Origin of the sequence: Bradyrhizobium viridifuturi, assembly GCF_001238275.1 — a bacterium.
Classification (GTDB): domain Bacteria; phylum Pseudomonadota; class Alphaproteobacteria; order Rhizobiales; family Xanthobacteraceae; genus Bradyrhizobium; species Bradyrhizobium viridifuturi.
In genome coordinates, this window is sequence record NZ_LGTB01000023.1 from 22,685 (window position 1) to 36,477 (window position 13,793).

General features: G+C 63.2%; 7 protein-coding genes and 2 pseudogenes. 5 read left to right on the forward strand and 4 right to left on the reverse strand.

From position 1 onward, the window contains the following. Window positions 1-64: 64 nt before the first annotated feature. The 4 genes and pseudogenes from ALC15_RS21200 to ALC15_RS21215 all read right to left on the reverse strand — a co-directional run bounded on the left by ALC15_RS21200 (window position 65) and on the right by ALC15_RS21215 (window position 4,343). A pseudogene (locus tag ALC15_RS21200) lies at window positions 65-1,056 on the reverse strand (NAD-dependent epimerase/dehydratase family protein). A gap of 192 nt (window positions 1,057-1,248) precedes the next feature. Beyond that, on the reverse strand, window positions 1,249-1,689 hold the full coding sequence (locus tag ALC15_RS21205) for a hypothetical protein (protein ID WP_050628937.1): 441 nt from the start codon (window positions 1,687-1,689) through the stop codon (window positions 1,249-1,251). Then, window positions 1,686-2,972 (reverse strand): right-handed parallel beta-helix repeat-containing protein, encoded by a 1,287-nt coding sequence (locus ALC15_RS21210; RefSeq protein ID WP_050628938.1) that lies wholly within the window; start codon window positions 2,970-2,972, stop codon window positions 1,686-1,688. The genes ALC15_RS21205 and ALC15_RS21210 overlap by 4 nt, the downstream gene beginning before the upstream one ends. 30 nt (window positions 2,973-3,002) lie before the next feature. Next, window positions 3,003-4,343, reverse strand: coding sequence for a polysaccharide biosynthesis/export family protein (locus ALC15_RS21215; RefSeq protein ID WP_157860926.1), 1,341 nt, complete (start codon window positions 4,341-4,343; stop codon window positions 3,003-3,005). A gap of 273 nt (window positions 4,344-4,616) precedes the next feature. Here ALC15_RS21215 and ALC15_RS21220 point away from each other — a divergent pair, with 273 nt between their 5' ends. The 5 genes and pseudogenes from ALC15_RS21220 to ALC15_RS21240 all read left to right on the forward strand — a co-directional run bounded on the left by ALC15_RS21220 (window position 4,617) and on the right by ALC15_RS21240 (window position 13,652). Further along, window positions 4,617-5,597 (forward strand): UDP-glucuronic acid decarboxylase family protein, encoded by a 981-nt coding sequence (locus tag ALC15_RS21220; protein WP_050628940.1) that lies wholly within the window; start codon window positions 4,617-4,619, stop codon window positions 5,595-5,597. A 65-nt stretch (window positions 5,598-5,662) separates the two neighbouring features. Next, window positions 5,663-8,709: pseudogene (locus tag ALC15_RS41170) on the forward strand (WecB/TagA/CpsF family glycosyltransferase). Next, window positions 8,706-9,509, forward strand: coding sequence for a polysaccharide deacetylase family protein (locus ALC15_RS21230; RefSeq protein ID WP_050628941.1), 804 nt, complete (start codon window positions 8,706-8,708; stop codon window positions 9,507-9,509). The pseudogene ALC15_RS41170 and the gene ALC15_RS21230 overlap by 4 nt, the downstream one beginning before the upstream one ends. A gap of 8 nt (window positions 9,510-9,517) precedes the next feature. Then, a complete protein-coding gene (locus tag ALC15_RS21235; protein ID WP_210168597.1) occupies window positions 9,518-10,708 on the forward strand; it encodes a glycosyltransferase family 4 protein in 1,191 nt (396 codons plus the stop codon). A gap of 28 nt (window positions 10,709-10,736) precedes the next feature. Beyond that, window positions 10,737-13,652 (forward strand): HAD hydrolase family protein, encoded by a 2,916-nt coding sequence (locus tag ALC15_RS21240; protein WP_050628943.1) that lies wholly within the window; start codon window positions 10,737-10,739, stop codon window positions 13,650-13,652. Window positions 13,653-13,793 lie beyond the last annotated feature (141 nt).

The following is a 13,793-nucleotide window of genomic DNA, read 5'->3' on the forward strand; positions in this document are numbered from 1 at the left end:
TACTTGCTTCCGTTCTATCGAATGGAAAGCGTCCTCCGGCTCCAATGCCGGAGGACGTCCACGGCTATGCGGCTGCGATGTTGGAGAGATCCGGCTTGCCGAGAACTCGCCCTTCGATCCAGCGGTAGGTGGGAACGAGGCCTTGCCGCAGCGTCGTTCTTGGTTCCCAGCCGAGGACCGTCCTTAACCGCGAATTGTCGCTGTTGCGGCCGCGCACGCCCTGCGGCTTCGATGTGTCGTGACGCTTGATCACGGACTTGCCGGCGATGGCGGCAATGATGTCGACCAGTTCGTCGACCGTCACCAGTTCGTCGGTGCCAAGGTTTAGTGGACGGGAATAGTCGGACTGCATGATGCGATGGATGCCTTCGACGCAATCATCGATGTACATGAACGAGCGTGTCTGCTTGCCGTCGCCCCAGATCTGCAATTCGTCTCCGCTATGGAGACCAGCAATCTTGCGCGAAAGAGCCGCGGGTGCCTTCTCGCGACCGCCGTCATAGGTTCCGAGCGGACCGTAGACGTTGTGGAAGCGGACGACACGCGTGGGCAGGTTCCAGTCCTCGGTGAAGTACTGGCAGAGCTTTTCGGTATAGAGCTTTTCGAGCCCGTATCCTTCTTCCGGATCGGCCGGAAACGCATCGTCCTCGCGCAGCGGAACCACGTCCGGATTTAACTGCAGATGCTGCGGGTAGACGCAGGCGGACGAGGAAAACAGGAAGCGCTTGACCTCGTTGAGCTGTGCGGCCTGCAGCATATGCGCATCGATCAGGGTGTTGTTGAGCGTGATCTCTGCGTGCTGCGTGCTGATATAGCCGATGCCGCCCATGTCGGCGGCAAGATGATAGACCTCGTCGATGTTTTTCGTGACACGCAGGCACTCCGCGCGGTCACGCAAGTCGGCAATCATGAACTCGTCGGCGGCGGTCTCTTCGTATTCGGGAGCCTTGATGTCGGCGCCACGGACGAAGTATCCGTGCCCGATAGGTACTTGACCAAATGGTGGCCGATGAACCCACCGGCACCCGTGACGAGCGCCGTTTTCCTGCCTCGCATTGTCGCGCCTCCATGTTCTCTCGGTAGCTGCCTGAGCTACATCAGTCGCGGAAGGGATTGAGCAACGTCGGATGCCAACCTTAGCCGGACCGTTTCAAAGTCCCGATTGAAACGTGGTGGTAGTCCAAAATCGCAGAAGCCAACTAAACAACAGTCGATGCGCGCGGCGTACAAGTCGCGGTCCGATTCCTGTCAATGGACGAGGAGGCTACCGTGTTGTTCGAGCCCGGCGTGTTGCAATCGATCCCAATCGAGCACGGCACGTCCCCATGCGAATCTGACCGGCGCGCCGCCACGTGAGATGCGATAGATGTTGTGATCGAACCGGTTGTTGCCGTTCTCGATGACATCGGCGTTTGCGTTGTCAGGTCCGACGTCGGAGGCGGCGCCGGCACAAACTGCACCCTCGAACGTCGTGTCGTTGTCGTGGATGTGGTTGTCGCGGGTCTTGTAGAGCTCGCCCGATTTGGTGCGGCGGCCCTGATCGACAAGGATGACGCCGCACTTTCCGGGACTTACGACCAGCTCGTTGCCGTAGACATCGACGCCTTGCGATGCGGCAATCAGGAGATTGTTGCCCCAGAACCCACCCTTGCCGAGGCCGTTGTGTCGAAGCTTGTTATTGCGGATCACCGCTGCGAACGAGATCTCGTGAAATATTCCGGCTTCGCTGTTTCCTTCGGCGACATTGCCTCGTAGAGAACGTCGCGGCACTCGATGTCGCACCACAGGCCTGGGCCGCGATTGTTGTAGACGAAATTGTCGCGCATGACGACATTTGAGCTGACTGCAAGCTTGACGCCCCCGGCCTCCCAATTTGGATTGAACTCGCGCGTGTTGTTCTCGAACACGCGATTGCGTTCGATCACAACGTCGTGGCCGACGCCCGTGATCCCGATCTGGCCGTTGTGGTGAACTTCGCAGTCGCGGATCCGGGTGCCGGAACCGACCGCGATCCCTGCCGCGCTGTTCAGCCGAAGCTCGCAGTTCTCGACCACCCAGCCGATAGCGTCCTGGGCCTGGACCGCACCTTTCTGGCCGACGCTGGCATATTTCTCGATGATGAGGTTCTTGATCAGGATGCCGGGTGCGGTGCTGTCGAATGCGAACGCTGCGACGGTGACTTCGATAGTATGAGCCGAAGGGTCAATGGCGAGGAATATCTTTCCGGCTGAATGGTCGAAGTAGAAGCGATCGGAAGTGACGTCGTTCTTCGTCAGCACCTGCGTGAGCGGAACGTTGTCGACGAAGACGGCCTCGGGCAGATTGCAAGCTGGCATCGACTTGACACATGATCCCACCCTGCGTCCTTGCTGGGTCTGGCCACTGGCAACCCAGTAAGTTCCTTCGCGGCTGAACTCGGTGAGAACGCGGCTGCCATTCAGGATTGTCCGGCCCTCTCCATAAAAGCGCTGGTTTTTGCGCGGCCGGACAGCTTGGCTGCGATGAATGCCGTTCTTCAGACAGAACGCCGCACCTATTTCGGCGCGATCGACGGCGGGCTGGATCGGTTGGTCCGGCAGAATCGGAATGGCATCGGCCGGGCACGGCTCCTCGACGGGGCCGCAGAGCGCCGGCTGCGCCGAGACGAGCCAGATCAACGCCGTCAGCCCGACCGCGAGCCTCGGCATGCGCCGGCCGGCGAGGGCGCGCGATAGGTTGGTGTGCAGGTTGCAGGGAGCAGATGCGAGCAGGGCGATCAGGCGGCGTGGCCGAAGTAGAGCAAGCGATCCCGCGATGAAGGTCAATTCACCAACGAGGATCGGCCGGTGGCCAAAATAGGCAGAGACGTTTCCCAGCAGCGCATAACCCGTGAGAACGCAACATGCCAGGAGGACGTAGCTGTCCTCGGAGCCAAGGCGCGCGCGGTTGAGGCGGGTGTTGTCATGGCTCCCGGAGGCGCAGTCGCAATTCATCGGCGGCAGTCCGTATGGCGGCGCAACCTGCTATCTGGCAATCGGACTGGTGGAGTCCTGGCCGTTGGCTTGTTCAGTCCCCGAGGATCGCGATCCAAGCGGTTGCGCGGCGGCCTGGTCGTTCGACGTCATGCCGGCCGGCATCTCGTTCTTGATCTCGATGACGTCTCCAGGCTCGACGGGCGTCGTCTCGTCGGCGTCCGAGACGACGGCGTGACCATTGCGCATGCGCGTGATGCTGATCAGATGCTTGGCACCGGCGCTGCCGCCGACGTTCCGCCATCTGGCGTCGCGGACTGCGGTGGCCGCCGGCAGCGTGATCTCGAGGTCGTTGAGCTGATCGCGCGTCAGCTGCAGATCGATCGCGACTTGGCGCTTGAATGCCGCGTCAACCTCCTTGATCCTGAAATCCACGTTTCCCGCATCGACCTGCAGCCGCGAGACGTCCGAAAGCGATCGCCAGACTGCCGCTTCCTGGTTTGCCTCGAGGACGCGGTAGTTGAAGTCGTTGTTCTGTGTCCCCAATCCTTGCCGGAGAAGGTTGGCATATCGATCGATTTGCTGACGGATCAGGTCGAGCTGCTTCTTCCCGGCATTACCCTGTTCGCTGTTGGCCTCGATCTGCTCCTTCAGCAGCGGTTTCTGCGACCGAAGCAGGTCGATCTGGCCCTGCAGGATCGCAGACTGGACCCGGAAGATGTCCTGCTCGCTTGCGATGATCCGGAGCGTTTCCTTGTCGTTGGCCGCGTTGCCGAGATCCGGCGGAGAGAAGCTGTCCTTTCCGTCGCGCTGCGCCTCGAGACGAGCCTGACGGACGAGCATGGTGCGCTTCTGGTTGGTGAGCTGGCGGACGCGCTCTTCCGCTAACAGATAGTCGGAGAGTGCGGTCTGGCGCAGTGCGTCGACGGGGCCGTATCCTCCGGCGAGTGCCACTGCACTCTGCGTCGTGCTGCCGTAGCGGAATGGATAGGCACCAGGCAGCCGCACGTCGCCCAGCACATAGAGCGGCCGCAGTTCGGCGATGCGCACGCCGACCGATCGTGTGCGAAGAAGTCCTTCGGCCAGCAGCTGATCGTTGATCCGTTCCTGGCATTCAAACACGGTCAGGTCCTTGACCTCGATCGCCGCGGCAAGGGGGAGGCTGATGGTGCCGGCATCATCGATCAGGACGTCACCCGAGAGTTCAGGCTGCCCGAAGATGGTCACCGTGATGCGATCACCCGGCGCAAGGCGGTAGGTCGTTTGGCCTGCCGGCGCAACGCCGGAGCACAACAGGACGGAAACGCACGCCGCCGCCAACGATGTCAGCAAGCGGCGGATCGGCGTCGACGGGCCGGTGCCGGAAGCAATCGGTCGGTGATCACTATCCACGGAGAACTCCACGCGTTGCCAGCTGGATGCGCGCAGACGCTCCATGGCCGGCGCCGTCAAGACTAGTGGTTGCGTGGGCCAAGTGCGGAAAAACAGGGGCTAATGAGACGCGCGTCGGCGGTACTTCGCTGGTGGTACCCCTCGATTCGCGCCGGATAGCTCCTATTCGTTGCGGCTTATCCATGAGCGCGACTGTTGGCAGCCTCTTCGCTCCCGCAAGATCAGCAACGCCGGAGACTGTCCGGCGAACATGCAAACTGGCGGAGACGCAGCGTGAAAAGACGTGTTCTGGTCACCGGGGGAGCTGGGTTCCTCGGCTCACATCTGTGTGCGCGACTGTTGAAGCAGGAATGCGAGGTGCTTTGCGTCGACAATTTCTTCACCGGGATGCGTCGGAATATCGAGCCGCTTCTCGGCGAGCCGGCGTTCGAGGTCATGCGGCACGACGTCACTTTCCCGCTCTATGTCGAGGTCGACGAGATCTACAACCTCGCGTGCCCGGCATCGCCAATTCACTACCAGCGCGACCCGATCCAGACCACGAAGACGAGCGTGCTCGGCGCGATCAATATGCTGGGCCTCGCCAAGCGGCTGCATGCCCGTATCCTTCAGGCGTCGACCAGCGAGGTCTACGGCGATCCGGATGTCCACCCGCAGACCGAGGATTACTGCGGCATCGTCAACATCGCCGGACCGCGCGCCTGTTACGACGAGGCAAAGCGCTGCACCGAGACGCTGTTCTACGATTACCGGCGGCAGCATCGGCTGGATATTCGCGTTGCGCGCATCTTCAACACCTACGGCCCGAACATGCATCCGCAGGACGGCCGCGTCGTGTCCAGCTTCATCGTGCAGGCGCTCAGAGGCGAGCCGATCACGGTTTTCGGGACGGGAATGCAGACACGATCGTTCTGCTACGTCGACGATCTGATCGATGGCCTGACACGGTTGATGAACGCGAGTACGGACATTGAAGGATCGGTCAATCTCGGCAATCCGACCGAGATGACCATGTGCCAGCTCGCCGAGCTCATCATCTCGCTGACGGGATCGCGCTCCAGGCTCGAGTTCCGCCCGTTGCCGCAAGACGACCCGCGCCAGCGCCGGCCCGACATTTCCCGCGCGCGCGAGCTTCTGCATTGGGCGCCGGTCGTGAGTGTGACGGAAGGACTGAGCAAGACCATCGACTATTTCGACAAGCTGCTGTCGGATCCGCGCGAGGCTGACAAGCTCGTGTGGAAGATGCCCCAGTGATCGCCAGGGCCGAATCAGCGCTTGATCGTGGCGACGTGCTCGGTGTCGGCGTGAGCGCGATTACCATGGACGACGCCGTCGCGACGCTCGAGAGCTGGATCGAGGAGCGGCGCCGCGAATATGTCTGCGTCACTGGGGTGCACGGCGTGATGGAGTGCCGGAGCGATCCGTCGCTGCGCAAGATCCACGATGAGGCCGGAATGGTGACCCCGGACGCATGCCGCTCGTGTATTTCCTGCGCCTTGTCGGCAAGAAGCGCACGCAACGGGTCTATGGGCCGGACCTGATGCGAGCGATGACCGCGCTTTCCGCAAGGCGGGGTTATCGCCAGTTCTACTACGGTGGAGATGTCGGCCTCGCCGAGAAGCTGAAGGAAACGCTGGTTCGTACCGCTCCTGGACTGCAGGTGGTGGGCACCTTCTCGCCGCCGTTTCGCGCACTGACGCCGGAGGAGGACCGCGCAATCGTTGACATGATCAACGCCGCGCGGCCGGACATCGTCTGGGTCGGCCTGAGCACGCCGAAGCAGGAGCGGTGGATGGCGGCGCATCGCGAGCAGATCGAGGCGCCGGTGATGGTCGGCGTCGGCGCGGCGTTCGACTTCCTCGCGGGAACCAAGCGTCAGGCGCCGCTGTGGATGCAGCGTCACGGCCTCGAATGGCTGTTCCGGCTGTGCTCGGAGCCGAAGCGTCTGTGGCGGCGCTACGCCTACATCGTCCCGGGATTCTCCTGCCTTGCGGCGGGTGAGCTATTGCAACACGCCATGCGAAGTCGAAAGTCGACCGGTGCGATGCCGTCGCGTGAGGCGGGTAAGTCGAAGGTTGGAATGCGGAAAATCCGAGTGAAAGACCGTTCCCTGGTGCTTGGTGTGGACCGCAATCCGCTGCCGCATCCGAAGCCCCACGTTGTGCAAGAACCCGCAAGCCGGAGCGCCACAGCGTGGGCGGCGATCTCCCGCATCATCTTCGGAACGCACGTCCTGGCGTTGGCGGACCAGGCGGTCGTGAGCGGCACCAGCCTGTTGTCGACGGTGCTGGTCGGTCGTTTTACCCAGCCAAGCCAACTCGGCATCTACGCCATCGGGCTGTCCGTGCTGGGATTTGTGCTGGCCGTGCAGGACGCCCTCATCCTGATGCCGTATACGATTCAGCGGCACCGCCCGTCGCGAAGCCCCGCGCAGCATGCCGGGCTCGCGCTGCTGCATAACGCGTGGTTGTCAGTTGCCGCCATTGTCGTGCTGGCAATCGCGGCCGGCGTGATGATCGGGTTCTGGGCCGGGAAGGATCTGACCTGGCTGGTCTGCACGCTGGTGCTGACCGTTCCGTTCGCATTGCAGCGGGAGTTCAATCGAACCTATGCATTTGCGCATTTGAATGTGGCGAATGCGCTGATCCTGGACGCCGGGGTGGCGGCGGTGCAACTGCCTTTGCTGGCCTGGCTCGGATGGACCGACAGGATGTCCGCTGTCAGTGCCTGCATCGCGCTGGGGAGCGCCTGCGCGTTGACAAGCATCGTCTGGTTCTACCTGGCGCGACGGAATTTCTCGGTTCCGACGGGCCGCGTGCGGCAGGCGACCGCGGAGAGCTGGCGACTTGGCAAATGGCTGTGTGCCGGACAGATGGCTGTCACGATCCAGAGCTATGTCAGCTACTGGGTGCTGCCGCTGTTGATCAGCCTCGTCGAGACCGGCATTTTTGCGGCTTGCAACAGCATCGCGTCTCTGGCCAACCCGCTGTTGAGCGCATTCCGCAACACGCTGACGCCGCGCTCGGTCCTTGCTTTCAAGGAGGGGGGCGTCGAGCGACTGCGCCGTCAAGCAACGCGCGACGCGCTTCTGCTTGTCGGCATCATGTCGCTGTTCTGGGTCGTGATTCTTTTCAGCGGCGACACCTTGATGAGCGTGGTCTACCACGATCATGGATACGACGGGCGCGGTAGCGTGGTGACGATCCTGGCGCTGGCAGTGCTTGCGACTGCCGCCGGGGCGTCGGCCTCCAACGCAATGGCAAGCATGGAACGGCCGCGTGCGGTCGTGTTCGCGACGTCGGCCGGAGCGGTCGTCACGGCGGCGGCGGTCTGGGCATTTACCGTCGAATGGGGATTGATCGGAGCGGCTTACGGGATATTGGCCGGCAGCGTTGCGGGCTCGGTGGCGCGCTGGGCCGCATTCCTGACGATCGCGGCCCGGCCCGGTCCTGCGGATCACGTCCGCGCTCCTATCGTGCAGGTCCTGCAACAACTGGCGGAACCGAACCCGGCTGTCGAATGGGACATCAGGCAGATCGGGCAGGGATTCCAGGGCCGGATCTACGGCATCCGTACCCACAGGGACGATGCGGTCTGGCAAGGATATCGCGATCTGGCGGTCAAGCTCTATCCCGACGAGCCGGCCGCGGTCGAAACGGCAAGGCGGCAGTTCGACGCCCAGGTGCGGCTGCACGGCTCGGTCGACGGCAGGACGGTTCATGACTGGACGCTACGCGCGCCATTGCCGCTTCACGTTTCCGAAGCGCCGCCGGCCCTGGTGATGACCATGGCTGCCGGCACCGACCTCAACAAGTCCCTTGCCGCCCATAGCGATCAACCTCCCGAGGTGCTGGCGGCCATGGCTCGGGTTCTCGTCACCGTGTTGCAGCCGCACTGGGCCGCGGGCAGTGCGCATGGTGATCTCTGCCTTCAGAACATCCTCTACGATCCTGCGCATCGCATTCTCACGCTCGTCGACGCCGACAGGCCGGTTTGCGCCGGCGCCGTACTCAACCGAAGTGACCCAGCGGCCTACGATCTGGGTGTCCTGCTTTGCGATGTGGCGACTGACATTCGTACCATCGATCGGCGTGTGGCCCTGAGCAAGAGGACGTTCGCGGAAAACGCGTTGTCGGCCTTCCTGACCATGATGGAAGCACCGGAGCGGGAGCCGGAGCTGATCGCGGAAATCCGCGCGTTCGCACGGGCCGAGCTCAATCTGCTCGACCTGCGATGGTCGCCGCGCGGGCTTTTCCGCCTGATTCAGCGAAGCATCGCGATGCCCCGCATCGATCGGATGCTCGCCACCGCACAGGCGAACGTGCGGATGCGCCATCGCCTGAGTGTGGTCGGAGGCAGGCTATGACGTTTCCGGCCTACATCACGACCAGTTGGGACGACGGCCATCCGCTGGATCATCGCGTGGCGGCGTTGCTCTCGAAATATCGACTGGAGGGCACCTTCTACGTGCCGGCGACGACGAGCGACCGACCGACCATGTCCGCCAAGCAGCTGCGCGAGCTCAGCAAAAGTTTCGAAATTGGTGCACACACGCTCAACCATGTCGATTTGACGTCCGTGACGACGGAAACGGCCTCGCGGGAGATCGCCGATTCCAAGTCCTGGATCGAGGACAGCACGGGCGTTCGTTGCGAGTGCTTCTGCCCGCCAATCGGCCGCTATCGCAAGGAGCATGTGCACATGGTCCAGCGAGCGGGATATATCGGCCTGCGCACCGTCGAGCTTCTTGCGATCGACTTTCCGCGATCGCTGGCCGGCCTGTTGCACATACCGACGACCGTCCAGGCGTTTCCGCACCGCCGTGCCGCGCTGGCGAGGAACGTGATCAAGCGGATGGCCTTCGGCAACCTCTGGCGCTACATCCGCCACGGCCGCACGGCGGATTGGCCCGCGCTTGCGGAATCGCTGCTGTCTCAGGTCGTCGCGCGCGGTGGCGTCTTCCATCTCTGGGGACATTCCTGGGAGTTGGAGGAGCTCGACCAGTGGCAGCGGCTGGAGAGTGTCTTGCGCCTGATGGGGCAATTCGCGCGGCAGGCGCCGGCCGTCAGCAACGGGCAGCTTTGCCGCTTGCCGATGCCGCCCGTCGCGGCGTCCGGTCAGACGGTGCCCGCCGCGGAAGCTGCAGCTGCAGGAGGACGTCGATGAACATTCTCGTGGCGCACAATTTCTACAAGCTCGCCGGCGGCGAGGACCAATGCGTCGCCGCCGAGGTCGCGCTGCTCAGGGCGCACGGCCACGAGGTGACGCAGTATTGCCTCTCCAACGACTCGATCGACGACATGGGGCGCCTGCAGCTCGCGAGCCGCACGATCTGGAGCCGGCAGACCATAGCCGAGATGCGGCAATTGATCCGTTCGCATCGGCCGCAGGTCGTTCACTTCCACAACACGTTTCCACTGATGTCTCCGGCCGCCTATTACGCCGCGCATGCCGAGGGCGTTCCGGTGGTGCAGACGCTGCACAATTTCCGTCTTGTTTGCGTCAATGCGCTGCTGTTCCGCGATGGCAAGCCTTGTGAGGATTGCCTCGGCAAGGCGACGTTGTGGCGTGGCGTCGCGCACAACTGCTACCGGCATAGCACAGCGGCGAGCGCGACCGTCGCGACGATGCTTGGGGCGCATCGCATGCTGGGGACCTGGCGACACGCCGTCGATGCGTACGTCGCCCTGAGTGCATTCAGTCGCCGGAAGTTCATCGAAGGGGGGCTTCCCGCGGAAAAGATCGTGGTCAAGCCCAACTTCCTCTTTCCCGAGCCGCGCGTCGGCGTCGGCGATGGCGGCTACGCCGTCTATGTCGGCCGGCTTTCCGAGGAAAAGGGCATTCAAGCGCTTCTGGAGGCCTGGCAAGGGCTGGAGGTGCCGCTGAAGATCGTGGGCGACGGTCCACTTGACGGGCTGGTTCGCGAGGCGGCCGCGCGTAACGCGGCGATCGACTGGTTGCGCGGCGTGGCCCACGAGGACGTCTACGAACTGATCGGCGGCGCCGCGGCATTGATCCTGCCGTCGCAATGTTACGAGGGGGCACTCCCTCGCGTCGTGATCGAGGCGTTCGCCAAGGGCACGCCCGTTATCGTTCCCCGACATGGCGCAATGGCGGACATCGTCGATGGGCACAACGGCGTGTGCTTTGCATCGGGCGACGCGGACGATCTCGCGGCATGTGTGCGCTCGCTCTGGTCCGAGGCATCGGTATTGACTGAGATGCGCCGCGCTGCGCGAGAGACGTTTGACCGGTATTTCACCGCCGAAGCCAACTACCACGCGCTGATGGCGGTCTATGCACGTGCGATCGATCAATACGCCGGACACGATCTGTCCGAAATCGAAGCGGGTTCGGCGGCGTAACCTCCAGGGAATCGGAGCCGAAATAGCGATGTTGATGCTGGAGAGGCAGGCGATAATCGGGCGATCGACGGTGGCGCTGGACCCGCTGCCGGCCGAGACCAAGTTCTATTCCGCCTATGATTGGTGCCTCGATCCTCATCTGACGGTCGGCGAAGCGAGCGAGCGACTTGCCGCCGAGCTCGATCGGCTCGGTGATGTTGAACCGGGGTGGCAGGCGCGGGACGTTGCGACAAACATATATCTGCTTTCGTGCTCACTGTTGAATGGCGTCGACGAATATCTGCGCGGCCACACGCTGCGCTTACCCCCGCAGCTGGCAAAAACCCGGCTCGGACGGCTCGCGTTACGGACCACCGACAGAGCCGCGCAGAAGATCCCGCTGCGTCACAAGAACGAGCTTCGCCGCTGGAGCGAGGAGTGGCAGAACGGGCTCGACATCCTCCTGGCCGACCTGATGCGATCGGACGGCGATGCGGCGCCGTTCGCAGGGGTCGTCGGGAAGCTGTCGGCGTTGTTGCGCCGGCGGCTCCCATCCGGTCTGCGCGACGCTCGCCTCGGCATACCGTCCGCATTCAATCGGCTCGATCTCACACCTGACGATGTGTTCGAGCTGGGACGGCAGTTTATGCGGGAGAGCGCCGACAGGTCGCAGCCGGTTCTCGTCCTGGGTTTGCGAACGGCTGGCACCTATTTTTCCGCGCTGCTGTGCTCCTTCTTCAAGGCGGAAGGTTACAGCCGGATCGCCGCGCTCACCGTGCAACCGAAAAAGGGACCCAGCGAGCGGGAGCGCAGGCAGTTGTCGGAGTACGCCCGGAAGGGCTTCACGCTCGTCATTGTAGACGACCCTCCGAATTCGGGAGGCACGATCGTTCTGGCTGTCGATATCGCGCGTCAGGCGGGCTTCGACCTTTCCAGCATAAGGGTGCTGGTGCCGACGCATCCGGCAACGCCCGGCTGGGCCGCGATGTTGCCTGACGGCCTGGTGATCACGCTCGAGCCGGAGCGCTGGCGAAAGCAGCAGCTGCTTGATCCCCGGATCGTTCAGGCACGATTGGCCGAATATCTTGCGCCACGTGGGTTCGCCGACGTCCAGATTCTTGATAGCTGGTGGGCGGAGGAGCTCGATGGCAGTCAGCAGCACGGCGCGAGCGGCAAACGCGGCGCGACGCTGAAGCGGATATTCAAGGTGCAGCTGCAGGCAGCGCAAGGCGATCGCGAGGTCCGTCACTTCGTGGCGAAGGGCGTTGGGCTGGGATACCTCGGTTACCCGGCGTTCCTTGTCGCGCAGCGGCTGTCCGAGTTCGTTGCGCCGGTCCTCGGGCTGCGTGACGGCATCCTCTACAGTGAGTGGCTTCCGCAAAAGCAGGCTGCGACGGATGTCGGACTGAATCGCGATTCCTGGATCGACAGGATGGCCTGCTACGTTGCTGCGCGCACCCGTCTCATGGCCCTGCCGAAGTCGCGTGTTGCGGGCAAGGCCGTGCACGAGAACGGTTGGACGCTGCTGGCGGAGGCGTTCGGTCGCGCGTATGGCAGTTTCGTGCTCGATGTACCGATGCGGTCGTTGATCCAGCAGCGCCTCTATCAATTGCATTGCCCGTATCCCACGCTGATCGATGGCAACATGGAAGCTGGCAAGTGGATCGGGGACAGGACAGGTCTGTTGAAGACGGGCTATTACGGGCATGGCCTCGGCAAGACCTTGCTGAACAGCGTCGACCCAGCTTACGACCTCGCGGACGCCATCTTGAGCTTCGAGCTGTCGCCCGACGAGGAGGATCGATTGCTCCGCCGTTACGTCGAGCATTCCGGCGACACGTCGGTTGCAGATCGGCTCTTCATCAACAAGCTGCTCGCCGGACTGTGGGCAATGGAGACCGCGCAGGAGAATCTCTTCAGTGTCGTGCAGTGCGGCAAGCAACAACAGGAGCAGCACCGGCGCTTCCTCGGCGCGTGGGATTTCCTGACCGTGCAGACCGCTCAGTTCTGCGGTGCGCGGTGTCGGCCGTCGCGAGCGGCGTCCTGGCACTCGCGGCTCGTCTTCCTCGACATCGACGGCGTCCTGGATCGACGCATCTTCGGCTATCCGTCCACGACGGCGGCCGGCATCGAGGCGCTCTCCCTGCTATCGAAGCACGGCTGCTCGGTCGCGCTCAACACGGCGCGGTCGGTCTACGAGGTCAAGGACTATTGTGAAGCCTACGGGCTGGCCGGGGGCGTGGCGGAAAGCGGCGCGTATTTGTGGGATGCCGTTGCCGGACACGGGCTGCCGCTGATCGATCAGAACACGCTGGTTCAGCTCGATGAGCTCAGGAGAGCGCTGCGGCAACTTCCCGGCGTATTTCTCGACGAGCGTCACAGATATTCCATCCGGGCCTACATGATCGAGAAGAAACCCCAGAGCCTGCTATCGCGGATGCGCCGCTTTACCGTCGGGCAGGGCGTTCCGGTCCCGCTGCCAACGCTGATCGTGCGCGATCTGATCACGACGCTGCGGCTCGACCGGCTTTGCTTCCGTCAAACCACGAGCGATACCACCGTGGTGGCAAAGGACGTCGACAAGGGGACAGGCCTGGCGGCCCTGCGCGATCGGGTCCTGGGACCGGACGCCGAGACGATTGCGATCGGCGACACCGAAGCCGATTTGCCGATGTTTAGGACGGCTACGCGCAGCTTTGCCCCGGCGCAAATCCGATGCAAGCGAGAGGCGCGGCTGCTCGGCTGCACAGTCTCGCGCCATTCCTATCAGCGGGGTCTGCTCGATATAGTCGGCGCCCTTGTCGACCGAAAGGCCGACGGGTGCGATGGCCGGATAGAACCGGCCGACCAATCCGACGGCGAGCGCCTGTTTCTGGATCTGCTCAGGGTAGCCGACCGCCTTCAGGCCCGTGCGCTGGTCGGCGCGCTTTTCAACCGGGCCACTTTCAGGATTTTCATACGATGACGTCACTGAGCCATCGGCTACAGGCCGGCCGCTTTGGCCACTCGCAAAGATCGGGGACCCGTTCCCGTTCGGGAGATCAGGACATGTTTGTCGAGACAGGTGCGATCAGCGCCCCACGTATGCATTATGAGCAGGTCGTGC